The sequence below is a fragment of the Cellvibrio sp. ATLC23 genome, from assembly GCF_057196725.1.
Map to the genome: position 1 here is coordinate 1 of NZ_JBXUOS010000015.1, position 21348 is coordinate 21348.

Here is a 21348-nt window from a genome sequence, read left to right on the forward strand (position 1 = left end):
TGTATGTGCACCGGGTTTTTTCAATAAAACGTATCAATTTTTAAAAATACACCGCTACACCAACCGAGTTAAAATCAACTTTTTCTTCATTCATAAAATAACGTTGCGCGCCAACACGAAGTATAAGGTTGTGTTCAAAGCGATAATTCAGGCCAACACCAAAGGTTTTATCATCTCCATCAGCATTCTTTTCATTGGCATCAGCTTCCCACGCCTGCCAACCACCGTTAGCTGCGAAATAAAATTGATTACCTAAAGGAATGTTAAGCGTTAAGCGTGCATAGGTCGATGACAAATCAGCCGCTTCACCCGCATGGCTCAATTCACCAAATTTAACATGACCCAACTCTACGCCCAGAGTACGCCATAGAGTAACACCGGTAAAAGCTTGCCAGCCCTTATCTTTTGTATCATCAAGACGCGCAAGGGTATTACCGTAACTACCACCAATATAAAAATCTGAGATAGACACTTCTTCAAAAGGCGTTGGCTCATAATCATAGTTAACATCAGCAGCCATTACACCGACAGGAAATGCCATCGCCGAAAAAAGCAAACATGGTTTGATGATTTTTTTCATAAAATAACCTTTTATAAACCTTTTTTTGTGTCGGATGGCCTGCTGGCCACCCGGACAATCGACCTAACAATAAATAGCTTTGAGTTTTGTTTTAATTGTTAAACACTACCTCAACACGGCGATTACGTTGGCGTCCCGCTTCGGTCTCATTAGTTGTAACCGGATAAGCACTCCCTAACCCTTGGGTAGTGATACGTGCCGCATCAATCCCTTTACTGACCAGCATATTTTTTACGGACTGCGCGCGGTTAGCCGATAAAGACTGATTAAAAGCATCATTACCCGTGCTGTCGGTGTGACCTTCAATTGAAATAGTTAATTCTGGATATGCTTGTAGAGCTTCAACAACAGGGTCCAAGTTACGCGCCACACCTGCATGCAGAGTAGCCTTGCCGCTGTCAAAGAAAACGCCGCCAAGAGTCGCCACTAAACCGCGTGAAGTACGTTGAGTTTCCAAACCCGCCATGCGCGCTTCCAGATTTTGCAACTTTGTTTCCGCTTCCGCGTTTTTTGCACTGCTGGCTGCAAGTAGAGCTTCTTTGTTGGACAGTTCGGCTTGGGTTTTTTTCAATGCCTCGTCGCGTTCAAGCGTGGCTAATTTGGCGGCGCGAGCTTCACCTCTCAGTTGGGTCAGTTCCATCACCTTTGCTGCTAATAAGGCTTTTTCGCGTTCTTTAACCAGTGCGTCTTGCTCCTGTTCTACCTGTTTGGTTTCCAGTGCGATCAAAGCGAGTTTAATTTTTTTATCGGCCACAAAAAGCAAGTGATTTTGCACACCAACTGGCGCTTTGGTTTCTATTGCCTTGTTGGCGTTGCTCACGGCTTTTTGTGCATCATAAATAGCAACCGGCACTAATTGTTGCGCCACTGTATTGGTGTTTAATTGATTAAAATCATCATTAACTTCATCCATAGCAGTTTTTTGTTTGGTGACATTGGCACAAGCTGTCAGCAAAAGAACGCTTGCCAATGAAGAAATAAAAAGCATTTTTTTAGGGTAGTTCATGTGTGTCTTCATAAAAACTCCGATTTAAATTTTAAGAGTAGTGCTATTTATATCCAGGTTATTCCCTGCTTATCTCTTTCTTTAAAACAGTCACTGTGTCTTGCAAATCATTTTTTGATGTGATGGTTTTGTCTTTTTTTGTTTTAGCTTCTGCTAATTGCACACTTAAGAGTGATTCTTGTGCGAGCCGGTCAGCTGCCGCGTAATCATTATTGCGATAAGCCTCGTGTGCACTCTCCAACCGCTCTTGTGCGATGCGAATTTCAAGCGGCGCTACACGAACGATGTCCGATTGTTGGGCATTTAACAGTGCCTCTTTTGCGGTGGTAAGTGCTGTTGTAGGCACCACAATTTTGGATGAGGTGCAGCCAGCAGCCAAAAATAAGCTGGCGCCAATAATGAGTGACTTGCCACTCAATGACTTGATCCTGTCGGAAAAAACCTTTTTCATAAACAATCTCCAGAAGTGATAAAACATTGTGTAATCGGACTTGCTTGGGTTTGCCGTGCGCTGCTAGATATAGCGGTTACGCACCATTTTTAATTCTTCCAAAAGCGCATCAAACGTCAGTTTGTTAAAGGATGCATTGCGCATGGGTTTATCCAGTAACGCAGTAATGGTTTCAATTTCGAATTCATCAGCGCGCATATAGAGCTGCCCCATTTTTTCGGAAACGCGACAATAGTTGCTGTCAATGTCCTCTATGCGTCGAATCAGTTCGTCGAGAGCCTCTTTGCCTACTTTCATCAACGCATTATTGTTTTGAGTTGCTAGGTTCATATTTGCCTCTCTTCAGCAGTCACTATTCAGATCAAAATTAACTCCTTGTCTTACTGGTTCGCAGTTAGTTGAGGAGTCGTTGGATTGCATCCTACGTTTTCAATTAATATAATCAAAATGCAATTTTTATAATTTCAATTAACAAAAATGTTAATGTGTGTAGATGGTGAGGCTCAGAGGAGAGGCTGGTGAAAAAACGACCGGAAGATGCGGGTGGTAGAACAAGGCTAAGTTGGAGTGATTTCCACACTATTTGGGTAGTGAGTCAACACGGGCAGTTAGCCAAGGCCTCTGTTGCCTTGGCGGTGACCCATGCGACTTTATTGCGGAAGTTGGCGGCAATTGAGACGCGCTTGGGCACTCGTTTGTTTGATCGTGAGCGTGGCCAATACACCCTGACGCAGGCGGGTGAAGAGATAGTCACAGCTGCTGAAGAATTTGCGCCTGTTGCACGTGAGGCGGAGTTGCGGGTGCTGGGGCAAGACATGCACCCGTCCGGGCATGTGCGGGTGACCACGGTGGGTTTATTGATTGATTATTTGCTACCGCCTTTATTGGCGCAATTTGCCAGCGCTTTTCCCGATGTACAAATCGAGCTGGCCGCTTCCCGTGATCTATTGAGTCTGGCGCGGCGCGATGCGGATGTTGCCATTCGTATAACCGACACAGTGCCCGACTGGTTGGTTGGCCGGCAGCTGGCCAAGCTCTCCTTTAAAATCTATGGCCTTAAACGGGTGGGGTTTACCCCTGCACCCAGCCCAATAGCAGAACTGATTGAACAGCGTCGTTGGATTAGTTTTGAACGTGATTCCCAGCATTTAAAATTTGACCGCTGGCTGCACCGGAATGTGCCTGATACAAATGTGTGTTTGCGGGTAGATAATTTTGGGCACGCACTTTCAATGGTAAAAGCCGGTTTGGGCATTGCGCTCCTACCGGCTTTTCTTGAACGAACTTGCCCGGAAATTCAACCATTAAGTGATTGCATAGATGAACTGCGTACACCGCTGTGGGTGTTGACGCATCAAGAATTGCGCAATGCTATGCGGATTAAAGTTATCACCAGCGCGCTTGGCCCGGCATTGAAACAAATCTTGTTAGATGATGCTGCTTGATTGTTTGTCCACAACTTAGTTGTTATGACTTGACGGCATCTTTGCGCGCCGGTGGCATTTTCGCAATTTCACCTTCAATCCAGTTTTTAACTTCTTCGGTTAATTCTTTGCGGTCTTTACCTTCGGTGTTAAAAGGTTCGCTAATCACTACGCGAATGGTGCCGGGGTATTTGAGAAATTGTCTGTGCGGCCAACATTCGCCGGCATTGTGGGCGACGGCGATAACCGGAACACCGGCGCTGATGGCGATGTCGGCACCGCTGCGGGCATAATTGCCAACTTGGCCAACCGGTGTGCGGGTGCCCTCGGGAAAGATCATCAAATTATTGCCCTGCTGCAAACGGCGCAGGCCAATTTTTTTAATTTCTTTTAACGCTTGCATAGGGCTGCTGCGATCTATTGCGATTGGGCGCAAACTTGCCAAACCCCAACCGAAAAATGGGATGCGAAATAATTCTTTTTTAAGGATGGTGCTGACCGGGCCAAAATAATATTGCAGGAACATGGTTTCCCAAGTGCTTTGGTGTTTGGCCATAATCACACAGGGAAATTTGTCTGCGTGTTTGTTGCCCGTAATTTCAAAACGTATACCGCAACATAACCAAAGCCAGAACATCACAAAACGGTTCCAGCAAGTCACTACACGCCAGCGCCAGCTGTAGGGAAAAATAGGCCAGATAATCACGGCAACCAAACCGGCGATGGCGCTGGTAATGTTGTAACCAATACTGAAAACAAGACTGCGAAGTTTGAGCACGTTAATTCCTGTTAGCTGGAGTTATCAGTGAGTGGTGGCGAGAATAAAATCGGCGGCGGCAGCAAGGTTATCAAATACCTGTACTTGATCGGCATCGATAATGGGTGGGGTGGTTTGAAAACTGGGAACTGTTAATTGCGCCAGGGTGCGCACGCCATTGCCAGTTTTTACCAGCAAAGGTTTACAGCCTTTTTGTACGGCAGCTTGCAAATCACGCAGGCTATCGCCAATAAAATAACAGCTTTCTACTGAGGTATTAAACTCGGCTTCAATAGCATCCAGCAACCCGGGTTTGGGTTTGCGGCATTTGCAATTGTCGTCGGGGTGATGTGGGCAGTAAAAAATACCGCCGAGCTCACCGCCGCTTTCTTCCACACGCCGGGTAATTTTTTCGTGCATGGCTTCCAGGTCTTCCAACTCAAATTTGCCTTTGGCTAGCCCCGCTTGGTTAGTGGCGATCACCACCGTAAAGCCCGCTTTGTTCAAGCGCACAATCGCATCGATGCTACCGGCAATCGGAATGCATTCGTCGGCGCTTTTTACATAGTCATCGCGGTCGTGATTAATCACACCATCGCGGTCAAGAATAATTAGTTTCATTTTGCTCTCAAGGGAGATTTACCCCCTCCCAGCCTCCCCCTTACCAGGGGGGAGGAGCCGATCCCTCTCCGTTTTCATGGAGAAGTGCCTCAAGCTCCCTCCCTTTTATTAAGGGGAGGGTTGGGGCGCCCGGCTAGGGGTGGGGGTTGGATTTAATTTTTCGCTGGCACCAGATAAGAAATATCTGCTACTTCCAAAAACAACCCGCGCAGTTGTTGCAATAACGCCAAGCGATTTTGTTGCAGCGCTGGGTCTTCACACATCACCATCACACCGTCAAAAAACGAATCGACCGGATGTTGCAAATCGGCGAGTGCAGCAAGTGCTTTGGTGTATTCGCGTGCGGCAAACAGCGGTGCGACTACAGCTGCTTTTGCACTCACTGCAGCTGCCAAGGCTTTTTCTGCATCTTCTTGCAACAATGCAGTATTGACCTCGGCGCTCGGCGCGGCATTTTGTTTGGCGAGAATATTGGATACACGTTTGTTCGCCGCAGCTAATGCCTGTGCTTGCGGCAACTTGCTGAATTCGTTTACCGCAAGTACACGCTGATTGATATCCAAAGGTTGTGACAATTGTTTTGCCGTTACCGATTGGAAAACTTCAGCGGGGATATTTGCATCTTCAAAAAATGCGCGGAAACGTTCAAGCATATAAGCCAAAACCTGCTCGACTAATTCATCACCAACGGTGAGATTGGTGTGTTGGCTTTTTGCAAAAGTTAATAAGTCGCGCAAATCGAGGGCAAGATTTTTTTCCACCAACAAACGCAGAACCGCGATGCTGGCGCGGCGCAGTGCAAACGGATCTTTTGAGCCAGTTGGCTGTTGGCCGATGCCAAAAATACCGGTGATGGTATCGAGGCGGTCAGCGAGCGCGATAATAGTGCCGGTCATGGTCTGCGGTAATTGGTCACCGGCAAAACGCGGCATATATTGCTCGTTCATCGCCGCCGCCACTTCGGCGTTTTCGCCATCGTTAATTGCATAGTAATAACCAGCGATACCTTGCATATCGTCAAACTCGCCCACCATGTTGGTGACCAGATCCGATTTGCACAACTCAGCGGCGCGCACAGCGTTGTCAGAAAGCGTCTGCCTGCTTAATAACATATCTTTTACGACTTCTTCTTTTGAAGAAAGTTGATCAGCGATTAATTTTGCTAAACCGGCAACACGTTCGGTTTTATCAAAGATGGTGCCGAGTTGCGCTTGGAACACGATAGTTTTTAAACGCTCGCGCAATGATGCAAGCGTGGTTTTTTTATCGGTTTCAAAAAAGAACGCGGCGTCCGACAAACGTGGGCGAATTACCCGCTCGTTGCCGTCGATAATTTGCGCTGCATCTTTGCTTTGAATATTGGCCACGGTGATAAAGTTGTTTTTCAACTTGCCGTTGGCATCCACCACATGGAAATATTTTTGGTGTTCTTTCATCGACGCGATCAGCGCCTCAGAAGGAACAGCGAGGAAACGCTCTTCAAATTTTCCGGTCAGCGCCACCGGCCATTCAACCAGCGCGGTAACTTCGTCGAGTAAGTCGGCATCAATCACTGCCACACCGCCCACTTTTTTCGCTTCGGCTTCTACCTGCGTTTTAATAGTTGCGCTGCGCTCTGCGAAATCGGCCACCACATAACCGGTGTCTTTTAGTACGCTGGCGTAGTCGCTCGCGTTGTCGAGGTCAATCGCGTTGTTGTAGTGAAAACGATGACCACGAGTGGTGCGGCCAGCGCTTAAACCTAAAATATTTGCATCTATTACATCGCTGCCAAACAGCATCACTAACCAATGCACTGGGCGCACAAATTCTTCGCGTTTTGCGCCCCACTTCATGCGCTTGGCAATCGGCAACTTAGCGAGTGCGTCAGTCACTATTGCTTCCAACAAAGCGACCGTTTTTTTGCCTTCGCTGGTAATACGCGCGACTAGCTTGTCGGCTTTGCCATCGTTTTCAGCTTTTAGTTCACTCGCGGCGATGCCATTTTTTTCGGCGAATGCGAGTGCCGCTTTAGTCGGCTGGCCATCTTTATCAAACGCTATGGACGCTGGCGGACCCCACACAACTAATTCTTTTGATGGTGTTTCGCTGGCGAGATTTTCTACCAGTACTGCTAAACGGCGCGGTGCAGCAAAAGGTTTGATTGCGGTAAAGGATAATTCCGCCGCTTTCAGATTATTTTCGATGGTCTCGGCAAAAGAGGCCATCAAGTTTTTTAACGCTTTGGGTGGTAACTCTTCCGTACCCAACTCAACTAAAAAATCAGCAGACATTATTTTTCCTCCGCAACAGCAGCAACAGAGCCTTCAGCGGCACTTGAAATCAAAAGTTCGTTTCGCAGGGCTTCAGGTGCAAGCGGGAAGCCGAGGTTTTTGCGGCTATCGTAATAGGCCTGGGCAACAGCGCGGGACAGAGTGCGTACACGCAAAATAAAACGCTGGCGCTCGGTAACGGAAATTGCGTGGCGCGCATCGAGCAAGTTAAACGCGTGCGAGGCTTTCATCACCATTTCGTATGCAGGCAGCGGCAGGTTTTTTTCCATTAAGCGCTGGCTCTCACTTTCGTAGAAATCGAAACTGGTAAACAGGAAGTTGGTGTCGGCTTCTTCAAAGTTGTAGGTGGATTGCTCCACTTCGTTTTGGTGGAACACATCGCCGTAGGTGACCTTGTCGCCGTTGGGATTAATCGTCCAGACCAAGTCGAATATCGAATCCACACCCTGCAGGTACATAGCGATACGCTCGATACCGTAGGTGATCTCACCGGTAACCGGGAAACATTCCAAACCGCCGACTTGTTGGAAATAAGTAAATTGCGTTACTTCCATACCGTTGAGCCACACTTCCCAACCCAGACCCCAAGCGCCCAAGGTTGGCGATTCCCAGTTGTCTTCAACGAAACGGACGTCGTGCACCAGGGTGTCTATACCCATCTCGCGTAGCGAACCCAAATAGAGTTCTTGAATATTGGAGGGCGATGGTTTGAGCGCTACCTGAAATTGATAGTAGTGTTGCAAGCGGTTGGGGTTTTCACCGTAGCGGCCGTCTTTGGGGCGACGGCAGGGCTGCACATACGCAGCATTCCAGGTTTCCGGGCCAATGGCGCGCAGGAAAGTGGCCGGGTGAAAAGTACCGGCGCCGACTTCGAGGTCGAGTGGTTGCAGAATCACGCAGCCTTGGCGCGCCCAATAATCTTGCAGGGCGAGAATCAAACCCTGAAAAGTGCTTACGTCATAACGTTTTTCAGACATGGTAGACCTAATCGGTTAAAGGTGGTCAGTAGGAATTGACGATAGAAAAATGCGGGGGATTATAACGGGAGAAAGCGGGTGAGTGGCAGGTATTCGCGGGAACAATCTACCAAAACACACCGCATTGCACGGTGTGTTGGCTATTTCAACACTTTAGAAGACTGAGCGGCGCTGGCGTATGAATAATCCCATCAAGGCAAGTATGAACAACAACCCAGAGGCAGGCTCAGAAACTGATGATTTGACTAACAGAGTTCCCAGTGTGGGATAAGAGTCATAGTCGAACCAAGAGATATACTCACCGGCAAGAACAACGGTTCCAGTTTGGGTGCCTTCACCGGTATCTGACGATTCCCCAAAATAGAGCTCGGCAACTTGGCCGTCATCGCGTCTGAAACGACTTTGGCTCCAGACTACGGGGCGATCCTGTATTGCACCGGTGCTATCAAAATACCAATAGTTATCGGTAGCGCTATAGCCCCAAATAGTGAATATATCCGTAAGAAAATTACCGTCATAGTTACTGGTTCCACCCCAACCTGAACCATATTCATTTGTGTTCCAGCCTGGCAGGCTAGTGAATAAATCACTCGCCAAATGCTTCACTTCGCTTTCAGTGGCTAGGCGCCATCCTGCATAGGTGGTAGAGAGTTCGCTTTCTACTTCGAGCAAGCTTTTGCCATTGGTGATACCAAAATCCATCCACACCAATCCAGTAGATGTTTCCAGCACCGCCTTGTTATCGCCTGCACTAAACGCATCTGCTTGGACGATGGGCAAGGCTTGTGTGGTGCTCGCTAAAAATAAAGTAAACAGTGCAATGCTTGTGGATATTTTTTTAAGCATTCTAAAACTCCGTTTTAAAAATTAATTGTTATTGCAGTTAGTTGAGGGGCTGCTTTTCGGCAGGGTTTGCAATATATCAGAACAAACGAATAGATTAACGGGGGCGTCAAAAAAGATATAAGCGTCATTTGCTCCCACTTATCGAGGAAGCCTTATGGATACCCCACAAAATTCAGCCCCGTCACCATCGCTCTGCACTAGGTGATCGCGCTCAGTAAGCTTGTAGGGCGAGAATCAAACCCTGAAAAGTGCTTACGTCATAACGTTTTTCAGACATGGTAGACCTAATCGGTTAAATGTGGTCAGTAGGAATTGATGATAGAAGAATGCGGGGATTATAGCGGGAGATGGCGCAGAATTGGCAGTTGTAGCGACTTAATCTTGTGAAGATCAAAACAGAAGAGGAGCGCATCGCCATTAGACGATGCGCTATTTAATCAGCGGCGTAGACCGGCTGCGCGCACAACCAGCGTCAACATCCCCAGTATTAGCAGCATAAGGCTAGTCGGTTCAGTAACAGGCACGCCTGTATCCTTTACCAGCATTGCGCCCGCGCCGTAAGAGATGTCATATCCGGTCTTCGTGAAGTAAATAGCTTCATTTCGATGGATGTCATCGTAAGGTATTGCAAGTCGAATCAATCCAGTCACACTACCTCCATCACCAAATGGAGCAAATATTAATTTATTGAGCCAAGAGTCCAGCACGTTACCAAATGTATCTGTGATCTGAGAAACTCCAGCATAGGTACTGACGCCAAAAACGTCTGTGATGCTGTTGAAATAATCGTCATGCTCAGTGGTACCTAACGCCCCAAAATCTTGGCTAATCCGATTCCACTCAGGCAGTTCTTCAAACAAACTTGTCCATAAGTGATCTATTTCTGCAATTGTGGCAAAACGCCAACCGCTATACGTCGTGTGTAACGAAGCACCAATTTCACTATAGGTTTGGTGTTGATTCACCCCAAAATCCATCCACACCAATCCGGTAGATGTTTCCAGCACCGCCTTGTTATCGCCTGCACTAAACGCATCTGCTTGGACGATGGGCAAAGCTTGTGTGGCTGGTGCACTGAACAGGCAAATCAGTGCAATGCTTGTAGCTATTTTTTTAAGCATTCTAAAACTCCGTTTTTTCCATGAAAATAATCTAGTGTTAGTGGTTTATAAACTGCGCCAAGGCAGGGTTGGCAATATAACAGAGCAATCGAGTAGAGTAGCGACCGCGACAAAAAAGATATAAGCGACAATTCGCCTAGACCCTCGAGGAAACCCTATGGATACCCCACAAAAATTCAGCCCCCTTACCATCGCCCTGCACTGGGTGATAGCGCTCAGCATTATCGCCATGTTGGGTGTAGGTTTTTATATGTCAATTAACGAGTACTACCCGCTGTACGACTGGCATAAATCCTTTGGTGTGCTGATTTTTTTTGTGGTGCTGGTGCGAGTTTGGTGGCGGGTTAAAAACGGTTGGCCGGTGCCAGTGCGTGGTTATCCAGCGTTGGAGCATCGGTTGGCGCAGGTTACTCATTGGGTATTGATTGTCGGCACAGTGTTGATGCCAATCTCGGGCATGATGTATTCCGGTCTGGGGGGCTGGGGCATCAAGGTATTTGGCTGGGTGATGGTGGCGGGAAACAAGAATCCGGCAACCGGTCAGACCGAACCTATCCATGCCGGCTTGGCAGAGCTGGGTGAGTTTACCCATGAGTGGTTGGGATATGTGTTGGTAGTCGCAATTACCCTTCACCTTGCTGGTGCACTTAAGCATCACTGGCTCGATAAAGACCGCACCCTTTTGCGCATGTTGGGGCGCTAACCGCCTGCGCCGAGCGCCGAATTAGTGCGTTGTTACGGCCGTTTTACGCGCCGAGTAAAGCCCACGTAAACACTGAGTAAATCCAGCGTAAAAGCCGGTTTGGGTGGGTTTTAATCCAGCCGGCACAGGCCTATGTTGTAATCACAGCGCGAGTGAAGTGGCCGATAATTCGGTCGCCACCCCCCTGGATCACAACTATTGTCATGGGGTTTGTTATGAAAAATTTAAGTGTGTTTGCGTTAGCGGCGAATGACCATTTGGTACAGCCAGAAGAGTTTAGCGATGTGCAGGCTAATACCCCCGCACTGGCGATTTTCACCGATTTCCGCAGCCACAAGCCGCATATGGTCGATAGCCATCTCGAGGCGACTGAAGCATTGGAGATGATGCTGGCGGAGGATGTCACTACCAAGCTGGTGGTCGATGACAAAAAAGAGTTCATCGGTGTGATCGGTACGGATGATCTGGCGGATCACAATATGCTGCTCAAACAAATGGCGCTGCACATCAAACGCGATGAGTTGTTGGTGCGCGATTTAATGCATGCCCGCGCCAGTATTCGCGCGATTGAATACGATCAGCTTAAATCGGCGACGGTAGCGGATTTGGTCTCCACCATGAAAAAGTCTCATCAGACCTATCTGTTGGTGGTCGATAAAGATGCCCATCATATTCGCGGTATTGTGTCGGCACGGGAGATCGCCCGCCGTTTACATACGCCAATTGAGATCGAAAAAGAGCTGACTTTTGTGGATATTTTTACTGCGGTAAAGGCGCATTAAATCAAGTGGATTCACCCCTTTGAAAAAGGGGGCTAGGGGGGATTCGCTCTTCAACCCTTAAATCCCCCCTAGCTCCTTGGCTCCGCGCCCGATTCCCAAGGGGGCTAGCCGCACCAAATCCTTATGTGAATTGCAACACACTCATTCAGTTAGTAACCGATTTCCGGTAAGCTGCGCGCACTTTTTGTTGTACTGGCGCAGGTTTCATGAAAGACCACTTGGCTCCCCTTATTTTTAAACTGCTGGCGCTCCTGCCATTGGGGGCGTTGCGGGCATTGGGCTACCTGATTGGTTCAATGATGTGGCTGCTCAATGGCCGCGCCGCCAAGGTCACGCGCGAAAATATCGCGCTCTGTTTTCCTGAACTTTCCGTTGCTGATCAAACCCGTCTCGCCCGTCAAAGCCTGCGTGAAACTGCCAAAACGGCGATGGAAGCCGGAGCTATTTGGCGCAACTCCTGGCCTTGGTTGCAGGGCAAAATTGTCGCGCTGGAAGGCGATGAAATCCTGCGCGCAAAATTGGCCGAGGGGAAAGGGGTGTTGGTGCTGGCGCCGCATCACGGCAATTGGGAAGTAGTTGCACCCTATCTGGCGAGCATCGCCAATCTCACCGCTATGTATCAACCGCTCGATAACCCCAAGATGGATGAGTTGGTGCTGGCCGGGCGCAGTAAACTGAACATCACTATGGCGCCCACCAATCGCAAAGGGGTGATGATGCTGTTCAAGGCGCTGCAGGGCGGCACGATTGTAGGCATACTGCCCGACCAGGTTCCGGGGCGCGATGCGGGCATTGAAATCGCACCTTTTATGGGGCAGCCAGCCTTAACCATGACGCTGGTGCATGGTTTGGCGCAGCGCACCGGGTGCGCGGTCTGTTCCTGTTATGCCGAGCGGGTCAGCGGCGGTTTTAAAATGGTAGTGTTAGAGGCCGATGTGGCTATTTACAGCGAAGATCAGGCAACTGCAGTTGCCGGTTTGAACGAGAGTGTTGCCGCCTGTGTGCGACGCGCGCCCGCCCAGTATCAGTGGGAGTACAAGCGCTTTCGGCGCCTGCCGCCGGAATATCCCAAACGCTATCAATTTAAATAATGGTTTGAATCAGGACGCCAGTTAAATCTGTGTGCAAGGATGTGTTAACAAACTTCAGCGGCTACAATTAGACCACTGTTTTTTTATAACCCTTTCTTCCAAATTTCCGGTTGTTGTGATGAATAAGAAATCTGTTTTAATGACCAGCCGCGCTCTGCGTACTTTGGTTTTGACAAGTATGGCGCTGGCATCACTAAGCGCCTGTACGCAACAAAAAGCCCTGCTGCAAACCCAGTCCGAATTGAGCGATGCCAATGCCTGTATCGCCAAGCATCAAGAGCAAGGTCAGCAGCTCAGCCAGCAACAAGCCGATATTCTGCAGCAGTTGCAACAAGTGCAGCAGCAGTTAGTCGCGCAGCAACAGGCGATTGAAGCTAAGCCACAAGTGATCGAGCGTGTTATTACCCAAGCGAAATGCCCACCCGCCCCCTCAGCCAAAAGCAAAAAAAATCAATTTAATGCGCAGCCGATGACCGACAAACAAATCGTCGGTCTGCGCGAGCAAGCCTTGATTGCCGGTTTAAATATGGTGATGCAGGCGCGGATTAGCACTGGTGTGGCCAATTCGGTTATCGACGCGCGCAATATCCAAATGTTTGAGCGCAATGGCGAAGAGTGGGTGCGTTTTACGATTTACAACCCAGACACCAACGAACCCCATGTACTGGAGCGCAAACGCCTGCGCTTCCAAACGGTGCAGACGTCCAATGCAACGCCCGATCGCCGTCCGGTAGTGGAAATTCGCTTTACGATTGGCAAACTTTCGCAGCGCGGTGAATTTGTATTAAAGGATCGCAGCACCTCCGAATTCCCCATTCTGATTGGCCGCAATTTGCTGCGTGATGTGATGTTGGTGGACGTCAGCGAGAATTATCTTGCGCCTCTGCAGCGGGTTGAAGAAGCTGCCACCAGTTCCAGCGCCGCCTCCAGCAAAAAATAATATTGTTCAACATTAACGCCAGCCTTGAATGCTGGCGTTATATGTCCTGCCCTCAAGGAACACCTTCATGAAAAAAACTTCACGCGCTCCCTTTTACGTCGTCATCGGCTTACTGGTGGTGGTCGGGTTGACTACTGCCTGGATGCGCCATCACCAAATGGAAATTCCCTTTACCCCCGGTGTGCAAAAACCGGTGTGGCTGATCGAAGCGCGCATCGATTTTGATGCCACCGGTGAGCCTGTCACCGCGCGCTTGGGTCTGCCCGATGATCCACCCGGTTACCGCAGTTTTATCGAGCAGGCTGCAGCGCCCGGTTATGGCTATTCGGTGGTGAGTGAAAATGGAGTGCGTCGCGGCGAGTGGTCCAAGCGAGAAGCGCTGGGTGCCCAGACGATTTACTACAAAACCCAGTTTATTGAAGTGGATTCCACTGGCTCTGCGCCTGCACCTTTTGAGGTACCCAAACCCGCTCATGTCGATTGGGACGGCCCCTCACAGGAGACCGCCGCGCAGCAGGTGTTAGATACCGCTTATGCCAAATCCAGTACTCCGCAAAGTTTGGCGCGTGAGTTGATCAAACTGTTTAACTCGGAAACCCTGGATCAAAATTCGGCGCTGCTCCTCTCGGCACAAACCGAAAAGTCCATTTTGCTGGAAAAACTCATCAACCAAGCCGGTATACCCGCCCGTCCGGCGCTGGGTTTGTATTTGGAAGATGCCCGACGTCACCAAAGTCTGACCCGGTTGGTGCAGGTCTTTAATGGCGAACAATGGGTGTTGTTTAACCCCTATACCGGGGAGCAGGGCGTACCGGAAAACTTGTTGCTCTGGCATACCGGCGGCGAATCGATTCTGGATGTGGCGGGCGGCAACCGCTCCCGGGTGAGGTTTTCGATGATTCACCAAACTGTACCGGCACTGGATCTAATCAAAGCCCAATATAAAGAGAGTGTATTTAGTGTTTTGAGTATCCAGCATCTGCCGATTGAAGAGCAGAGCATGTTCAAGTTGTTGTTGCTCTTGCCAATCGGTGCGTTGGTGGTGGTGTTTATGCGCATCATTATTGGCCTCAAAACTTCGGGTACCTTTATGCCCATTTTGATCGCCATGGCGTTTTTGCAAACGTCATTGGTATTGGGGGTGGTGAGTTTTGTCTCAGTAGTCGCTATGGGCTTGGTGTTGCGCACCTATCTCTCGCGGCTCAACCTGCTGCTGATTTCGCGTATTGCAACTCTGGTCGTGCTGGTTATTTTTATCATCTCGGCGCTCAGCCTGGTCGGTTACCAAATGGGCTTTAACACCGGTATGACCATCACCTTCTTCCCGATGATTATCATTGCCTGGACGATTGAGCGTATGTCTATCCTCTGGGAGGAAGAAGGCCCCAAAGAAGTCATGGTGCAGGGCGGCGGCAGCTTGCTGGTGGCGATACTCGCCTACACCCTGATGCAATTCTCGCTGGTTGGGCACCTGACTTTTAACTTCCCTGAGCTCAACCTGGTTGCGCTGGCGCTGATTATGTTGATGGGGCAATACACCGGCTACAAACTTTCCGAGTTACGTCGTTTCCGCGCCATGGTGGATAACGCTAATGTTGGCAAGTTGAACGACACCAGCAAGGGAGCCGATTAATGACTGCGCCCTCTACTGCTGTAGCAACTCCGGCCCCCACCGGTATTAAACGCTGGTGGAACTCATGGGTTAGTCCCTGGCGTTTGAAAAGTATGGGCATTCTTGGGATGAACTGCCGTAACCACGATTTTATCGCCGCTTACAATCCGCGCAGTTTGTTTCCCTTGGTGGATAACAAACTCAAAACCAAATTACTGGCAGAAGAGTATGAAGTCGCCACCCCAAAGCTATTCTTTGTGGTGCATGTGCAACATGAAATTGCGAATATCGAAAATAAGTTGATGGAGCTGGATGCCTTTGCGGTTAAACCCGCCAAGGGCTCTGGTGGCAAGGGAATTTTGGTGATTATCGGGCGCAAGGGCGATAAGTTCATCAAATCTTCGGGTGCAGAAATCACCATCGACGATATCAAACGCCATATGACCAACGCCCTCGCGGGGCTCTATTCGTTGGGCGGTAAACCTGATGTGGTAATCGTTGAAGACCTGATCCAGTTCGATGACTACTTCAAGGACTACTCCTACGAAGGTGTGCCAGATATCCGCATTATCATCTTCAAAGGCTATCCGGTGATGGCCATGCTGCGCCTCGCGACCCATAAGTCTGACGGCAAAGCCAACCTGCATCAGGGCGCTGTAGGTGTGGGTTTGGATATAGCCACCGGCCGCGCACTCAAAGCGGTGCAGCACTCCAAGCCAGTCACCCATCACCCGGATACCAAACGCGCGCTCAATGAGATTCAGATCGCCGATTGGCGCAACTGGCTGCTACTTGCGTCTAAATGCTACGAAATGACCGGATTGGGCTACATCGGCACCGATCTGGTATTGGACAAGGTGCGCGGCGCCCAGTTGTTAGAACTCAATGCCCGCCCAGGTTTGGCCATTCAAGTCGCCAATGGCCGCGGCCTGCTGCCGCGCCTGCGCCATGTGGAATCGCTCAAACCGCGCATGCACCGCACCGCCGAGCAGCGGGTAGATTATGCGATGAAAACTTTTACAGCAGATGGTTTGTAATCTGCTGCATTCTTAATTAGTAAAACTAAACGGAGTAAACAATATGTCTACATCAGCAGTTATTGGGCCTGGTTTGTTAATGGGTGCTTTTGCACTTTTCATTCTAGCTGGCGTTGTGCTTTCGCTACTTGAGAAGCGTCTGGCACCGACACGCGAACATTAATAAATGGAGAGCGATAAAAACCGGGCACTGCCCGGTTTTTTTTGCGTTGGATCAAATGCACATTTATTGAATTAAACGCGACCGATATTGTTTGACCCGGATCAAGCGCCAGCGCTGTAAAGCGCGCAATCTATCTCTGAGAGCACCGATAACCGGTGTACTAAATCAGACGGAGATAGGACTATGGTCATTTCTGGCATTATCGCGACTGTATCGTTGGTATCAGTTTTGGTGTTGCTGTTTGTTGGCGGATTGGCGCTCGCCGCGGTTGACAAGCATTGTGATGCAGGGCGTGAGCATTAACGGCATAACAATGTCGCTAAAAATATAGGGCGCTATGCGCTCCAACAAACATAATCACTTCTGCCACAAGGGTATCCTGCATCATCTAATAATGGATGGCGTAGGAAATACCCGCATATGATTGCTATGGTTAATACGCTGAAAGGCTGGGTGCCACGTATTGTGGCGATAACCGAGCGTTTCCCCTGGGCGATACCGCTGTTTGGGTTTTGTTCGGGCTTGGCCAGTTTTTTTCTGGTAGAACGCAAAGAAGAAATCGCCCAGATTATTGCGATCCTGATGCTCGCCAGCTGGTGCTGGTTAACCTTAGAGAAGGTGTTGCGCAACTATTTCGCGCGTTGGTTTGGCGTGCAATTACCGCCACCGGTGCTGAATTTTTTCGCGCAAATAGTGCATCAAGAAAGCCTGTTTTTTATTATCCCCTTCTTTTTTATCACTACGTCCTGGAACAGTGGGCAGGTGGTATTTACTGGTCTATTACTGGTAAGTGCATTTATTTCGATTATTGACCCCCTGTATTTCCGCTGGCTCGCGCCCCGCCGCTGGCTCTATTTCAGTTTTCACGGGATTACTTTATTTGCTGTGTTGCTCACCGCGCTGCCGATTATTTTTCAGTTGCCTACATGGAAGAGTTATATCTGGTCGCTGGCGATTGCCTTAACCATCACCTTGCCCAGTGTGGCGAGTGAAATTCCGTGGCGCTGGTGGCAGCGTATGTTGGCGATTATCGTGTTAGGCGCTGTGGTTACAATTTTTGCTTTGGCGATACGCCCGTGGGTGCCTCCAGCCACTTTGTGGTTAACGGAAGTGGCCATTACCCAGCATGTTGATAGCGAAAGACGCGCACCCGAAAATTCGCTGAAAAATATCACTGAACAACAACTGCAAGCCGGTTTATATGCCTACACTGCCATTCATGCTCCGCGTGGATTGCGGGAGCGGATTTATCATGTCTGGACATTAAACGGTCAACCGATTGATAAGGTGGCGCTGGAGATTAATGGCGGGCGGCAAGCCGGTTATCGCGCCTGGTCGCACAAGGTCAATTTTCCCAAACATTCGCTAGGCCGCTGGCAAATTCATGTGATGACCGAAGCGAATCAGCTAATTGGTGTACTGCGTTTCAATGTCGTTGCAGCTACAGATACCGCAGCGCAACCCGATGAATCAATGCCTTCGTCAGCGGAATCATCAGCAACTATGAAGCCTGCTGCACCTGCAAGTGCTACACCTGACAGCCTAATGAAAGAGCAATTGTTAGAAATGACCGGCCAGAAGGAATAACCCGGGATATTAGCGCGGGGATTATTTGGAGCTAATTGCCCCTCTGCGCCTATAATGCGCAGACTCAATAAGGTAGTTGCGCTTCATGTCTTATTCACCGCTTACTTATCGTCAGCCTCTCGTATCCCCTAGCGATACCGCAGCAGCGTCAATTGCTGCTAATCACTGTCAGAGCTCAGCGCCTTTGCGTATCGCCTTACTCGGCTATCGCAGTCATCCGCATGTGGGTGGGCAGGGGATTTATTTGCATTATCTGAGTAAAGCGCTGGTGGAGTTGGGTCACAGTGTCGATGTAATTTCCGGCCCGCCTTATCCTGAACTTGATCCGCGGGTGCGATTAATTACCTTGCCCAGTTTGGATTTATACGCGCACCCCAATCCCACCCGCGCATTGAAATTAAAACACCTGTTATCCCTCGCGGATTTTTACGAGTGGTGGAGTAAATTAAGCGGCGCCTTTGGTGAGCCTTATAGTTTTGGTCGCCGCTTGCAGCGCTACTTCAAAAAAAATAGACCGCATTACGATATTGTTCACGACAATCAGAGTCTTTGTACTGGTTTATTGGGTTTGCAAAAATGCGGTGTCAATGTCATCGCTACTGTGCATCACCCCATCACCCATGACCGCGATCTTGCGCTTGCCGCAGCAACAACAAAAGGCCAGCGCTGGTTAATTAAACGCTGGTACAGTTTTTTGCCAATGCAACAAAAAGTGGTGCAACAACTCAACCATGTGATCACCGTATCGCAACAATCCCAGCGGGATATAGTCGCGGCCTTTCATCGCCCGGCAGAAAAAATTCAGGTCATTCCCAATGGAGTTGATGCGAATATTTTTAAACCGCTCGATACTGTTGTTCGCACTCCCTTGCGCTTAATTACTACCGCTTCATCCGATCAACCTTTAAAAGGCCTGAGTGTTTTATTGCGCGCACTGGCAAATTTACGCAGTGAGTTTCCCGCGTTACAGCTAATCGTGATTGGCAAGCTAAAAGAAAACGGCGAAACCGAACAAGAATTACAACAGTTACAGCTGCAAGACGCGGTGCAATTTAAATACGGTATCAGCAATCAACAATTAGTTGAAGAATATGCGCAGGCGAGCATCGCTATAGTGCCGTCGCTCTATGAAGGTTTTGGTTTGCCCGCCGCCGAAGCCATGGCCTGCGGTGTGCCTTTAATTTGCAGCGACGGCGGTGCCCTACCGGAAGTGGTGGGTGACGCAGCGCGGCTAGTGCGCGCCGGTAATATGGATGATTTACAAACTGCACTGCGCGAATTATTAAACGATGAACAAGCTCGCGCTAGATTAGGCGCACAGGGTCGCGCGCACATACTGCAGCAACTCAGTTGGGATTGTGTGGCGAAGAAAATGGAGCAGTTTTATTATCAAACCCTGACCCAACTCGCACCGAGCGAATCTGTTTCAACCGCTGAATTAGCCAGTGAGCCGCTACCCAATGCTTACGATTAATTTCAGCGATTTTCCTCTCGCTACCGGTGATCGAGTATTGGATCTTGGCTGCGGTGAAGGTCGCCATGTAATCAACGTTTATTTGCACGGTGAAGTTACTGCAATTGGTGTCGATTTAAATCATCGCGATCTGCTCACCAGCCGCGAACGCTTTTTACCCTTCGAGCAAAAATCAGCTCCTAAGCAATTTTATTTACAGCAGGCCGATGCCACTCGATTGCCCTTTGTCGATAGCAGCTTCGATAAAATTATTTGCAGCGAAGTCTTGGAACATATTCCAGATTACCAAGCAGTGCTGGCGGAAATTGAGCGGATTTTAAAACCGGGCGGTCTGTTAGCGATTAGTGTACCGCGCGCCTGGCCAGAAAAAATCTGCTGGTGGTTAAGCCGTGAATACCATCAGGTGGAGGGCGGCCATATTCGTATTTTTAACGGCCAATATTTGCGCCGTGAAATCGAATTGCAATCGTTTCAATTTTATAAGCGCCACTGGGCACATGCACTGCACTCACCATTTTGGTGGATGAAATGCCTCTGGTGGAAAACGCAGGATTCCAATCTGCTCATCAAACTCTATCACCGCTTATTGGTGTGGGATTTAATGGAAAGGCCGTGGCTTACGCAAACCCTGGAAAAAATCCTCAACCCGATTATGGGAAAAAGTGTAGTGATGTATTTTAAAAAAATTAACCCCTCCCTAACCCTCCCCTTGTCAGGGGAGGGAATTCAAACTCCTCCTCTTTTAAGCGGGGCGCGCAGCCGGGGAGGCCGGGTGGGGGTTGTGCGGTTAGGAGTGGATCAACAATGAAAAATCTATTACTCACCAAAGGCTTTTTCCCTGAGGGTCTATTGCGCCCAACTATTAACTACATTTTACAAACCCAATTACCAAACGGCTGCATTCCCTGGTTTACTGGCGGCAAAGCCGATCCATGGGATCATATTGAAGCGGCCATGGGTTTAACCATTGGCGGTGAACTGGCGGCCGCGCGCCGCGCGTATCAATGGCTGGTGGATGAACAACTTGCTGATGGCAGTTGGTGGGCGAATTATCTAGATGACCAACCGGTCGATAAAGACCATCGCGAAACCAATTTTATCGCCTATATCGCCACCGGTATTTGGCATTATTATTTAGTCACTGAAGATCAAAACTTTCTGCGCGATTTTTTCCCTGCGGTAAAAAAAGCCATCGACTTTGTGTTGCGCTATCAGGCACCGACCGGCGAAATCTATTGGGCAGTGGCGGAAGATGGCAGCGCAAAAAAAGATGCTTTAGTAACCGCATCCAGCTCAATTTATAAAAGCCTTGAGTGTGCTGTGTTAATCGCACAAACACTTGGTGAAGAATCGGCGCATTGGTTTGAGGTCTATCAACAATTGGGCAATACATTGCGCCATCACCCCGAATGTTTTGACCGCACCTGGGAGCCAAAAACCCGTTTCTCTATGGATTGGTTTTACCCGATTCTCACCGGCATTACCCAAGGCAAAAATGCGCAACAGCGCATCGACGCTAAATGGATTACCTTTGTTGAACCCAATATCGGCTGCCGTTGCGTGAGCGATGAACCCTGGGTCACTGTGGCGGAATCCTGTGAATTAACCCTCGCACTCTTGGCTGCAGGCGAACACGCTAAAGCGGTGAATCTATTTAGCTGGTTATTTCAATTTAAGGATCAGGATGGCGGTTATTGGACGGGTTACAATTTCCGCGATGAGGTAATTTGGCCTCAGGAAAAAACCACCTGGACGGCGGGCGCAATTTTATTAGCCGCCGATGCCCTCACCGAACATACAGGTGCCGCCCGATTATTTATTCAATCTGGACTGAGTTTAGATTCCGCGCTGACTAAAAACGACCAGCTATTACACAGCAAAACGGAACACTGATTGTTGTTCA

Annotated in this window: 21 protein-coding genes; 11 read left to right on the forward strand and 10 right to left on the reverse strand. The window is 49.1% G+C overall.

What is annotated here, in order from left to right; translation table 11 throughout:
• Positions 1–40: 40 nt before the first annotated feature.
• The 4 genes from AC2CG4_RS18905 to AC2CG4_RS18920 all read right to left on the reverse strand — a co-directional run bounded on the left by AC2CG4_RS18905 (position 41) and on the right by AC2CG4_RS18920 (position 2367).
• Positions 41–580, reverse strand: coding sequence for an outer membrane beta-barrel protein (locus AC2CG4_RS18905; protein WP_484487747.1), 540 nt, complete (start codon positions 578–580; stop codon positions 41–43).
• A 91-nt stretch (positions 581–671) separates the two neighbouring features.
• Positions 672–1598, reverse strand: coding sequence for an OmpA family protein (locus tag AC2CG4_RS18910; RefSeq protein ID WP_484487748.1), 927 nt, complete (start codon positions 1596–1598; stop codon positions 672–674).
• A 46-nt stretch (positions 1599–1644) separates the two neighbouring features.
• Positions 1645–2037: a DUF4398 domain-containing protein gene (locus AC2CG4_RS18915; RefSeq protein WP_484487749.1), complete on the reverse strand. Its 393-nt coding sequence runs from the start codon at positions 2035–2037 to the stop codon at positions 1645–1647.
• Between the two features lie 63 nt (positions 2038–2100).
• Entirely contained in the window at positions 2101–2367 is a 267-nt protein-coding gene (locus AC2CG4_RS18920; protein WP_484487750.1) for a hypothetical protein, read from the reverse strand.
• 188 nt (positions 2368–2555) lie between these two features.
• Between AC2CG4_RS18920 and AC2CG4_RS18925 the strand changes: the two genes are divergently transcribed.
• A complete protein-coding gene (locus AC2CG4_RS18925; RefSeq protein WP_484487751.1) occupies positions 2556–3482 on the forward strand; it encodes a LysR family transcriptional regulator in 927 nt (308 codons plus the stop codon).
• A 22-nt stretch (positions 3483–3504) separates the two neighbouring features.
• On the opposite strand, the gene AC2CG4_RS18930 is transcribed toward AC2CG4_RS18925, so the two are convergent.
• The 6 genes from AC2CG4_RS18930 to AC2CG4_RS18955 all read right to left on the reverse strand — a co-directional run bounded on the left by AC2CG4_RS18930 (position 3505) and on the right by AC2CG4_RS18955 (position 10056).
• Positions 3505–4239 (reverse strand): lysophospholipid acyltransferase family protein, encoded by a 735-nt coding sequence (locus tag AC2CG4_RS18930; protein WP_484487752.1) that lies wholly within the window; start codon positions 4237–4239, stop codon positions 3505–3507.
• Between the two features lie 24 nt (positions 4240–4263).
• Positions 4264–4839, reverse strand: coding sequence for a D-glycero-beta-D-manno-heptose 1,7-bisphosphate 7-phosphatase (gene gmhB / locus AC2CG4_RS18935; protein ID WP_484487753.1), 576 nt, complete (start codon positions 4837–4839; stop codon positions 4264–4266).
• 152 nt (positions 4840–4991) lie between these two features.
• Positions 4992–7112, reverse strand: a complete 2121-nt coding sequence (gene glyS / locus AC2CG4_RS18940; RefSeq protein ID WP_484487754.1) for a glycine--tRNA ligase subunit beta — start codon at positions 7110–7112, stop codon at positions 4992–4994.
• Entirely contained in the window at positions 7112–8089 is a 978-nt protein-coding gene (glyQ, locus tag AC2CG4_RS18945; protein ID WP_484487755.1) for a glycine--tRNA ligase subunit alpha, read from the reverse strand. Before glyQ ends, glyS begins: the two co-directional genes overlap by 1 nt.
• Before the next feature lie 153 nt (positions 8090–8242).
• Positions 8243–8935 (reverse strand): PEP-CTERM sorting domain-containing protein, encoded by a 693-nt coding sequence (locus tag AC2CG4_RS18950; protein WP_484487756.1) that lies wholly within the window; start codon positions 8933–8935, stop codon positions 8243–8245.
• Positions 8936–9372: 437 nt separating this feature from the next.
• A complete protein-coding gene (locus AC2CG4_RS18955; protein WP_484487757.1) occupies positions 9373–10056 on the reverse strand; it encodes a hypothetical protein in 684 nt (227 codons plus the stop codon).
• 157 nt (positions 10057–10213) lie between these two features.
• On the opposite strand from AC2CG4_RS18955, the gene AC2CG4_RS18960 reads away from it, so the two are divergent.
• The 10 genes from AC2CG4_RS18960 to AC2CG4_RS19005 all read left to right on the forward strand — a co-directional run bounded on the left by AC2CG4_RS18960 (position 10214) and on the right by AC2CG4_RS19005 (position 21338).
• Positions 10214–10759: a cytochrome b gene (locus AC2CG4_RS18960; protein WP_484487758.1), complete on the forward strand. Its 546-nt coding sequence runs from the start codon at positions 10214–10216 to the stop codon at positions 10757–10759.
• Positions 10760–10974: 215 nt separating this feature from the next.
• Positions 10975–11541, forward strand: a complete 567-nt coding sequence (locus tag AC2CG4_RS18965; protein WP_484487759.1) for a CBS domain-containing protein — start codon at positions 10975–10977, stop codon at positions 11539–11541.
• 206 nt (positions 11542–11747) lie between these two features.
• Positions 11748–12632 (forward strand): lysophospholipid acyltransferase family protein, encoded by an 885-nt coding sequence (locus AC2CG4_RS18970; protein ID WP_484487760.1) that lies wholly within the window; start codon positions 11748–11750, stop codon positions 12630–12632.
• Positions 12633–12750: 118 nt separating this feature from the next.
• Positions 12751–13572 carry an ATP-dependent zinc protease family protein gene (locus AC2CG4_RS18975; protein WP_484487761.1) on the forward strand — a complete coding sequence of 274 codons (822 nt, stop codon included), beginning with the start codon at positions 12751–12753 and terminating at the stop codon, positions 13570–13572.
• Positions 13573–13639: 67 nt separating this feature from the next.
• On the forward strand, positions 13640–15205 hold the full coding sequence (locus tag AC2CG4_RS18980) for an inactive transglutaminase family protein (protein WP_484487762.1): 1566 nt from the start codon (positions 13640–13642) through the stop codon (positions 15203–15205).
• The gene (locus tag AC2CG4_RS18985; protein ID WP_484487763.1) at positions 15205–16221 is read left to right on the forward strand and encodes an alpha-L-glutamate ligase-like protein; all 1017 of its coding nucleotides are present in this window, start codon (positions 15205–15207) and stop codon (positions 16219–16221) included. Before AC2CG4_RS18980 ends, AC2CG4_RS18985 begins: the two co-directional genes overlap by 1 nt.
• A gap of 583 nt (positions 16222–16804) precedes the next feature.
• The gene (locus tag AC2CG4_RS18990; RefSeq protein ID WP_484487764.1) at positions 16805–17971 is read left to right on the forward strand and encodes a DUF5924 family protein; all 1167 of its coding nucleotides are present in this window, start codon (positions 16805–16807) and stop codon (positions 17969–17971) included.
• Between the two features lie 85 nt (positions 17972–18056).
• A complete protein-coding gene (locus AC2CG4_RS18995; protein ID WP_484487765.1) occupies positions 18057–19445 on the forward strand; it encodes a glycosyltransferase family 4 protein in 1389 nt (462 codons plus the stop codon).
• Positions 19432–20253 carry a class I SAM-dependent methyltransferase gene (locus AC2CG4_RS19000; protein WP_484487766.1) on the forward strand — a complete coding sequence of 274 codons (822 nt, stop codon included), beginning with the start codon at positions 19432–19434 and terminating at the stop codon, positions 20251–20253. Before AC2CG4_RS18995 ends, AC2CG4_RS19000 begins: the two co-directional genes overlap by 14 nt.
• Entirely contained in the window at positions 20250–21338 is a 1089-nt protein-coding gene (locus AC2CG4_RS19005; RefSeq protein WP_484487767.1) for a prenyltransferase/squalene oxidase repeat-containing protein, read from the forward strand. The genes AC2CG4_RS19000 and AC2CG4_RS19005 overlap by 4 nt, the downstream gene beginning before the upstream one ends.
• Positions 21339–21348: the final 10 nt, after the last annotated feature.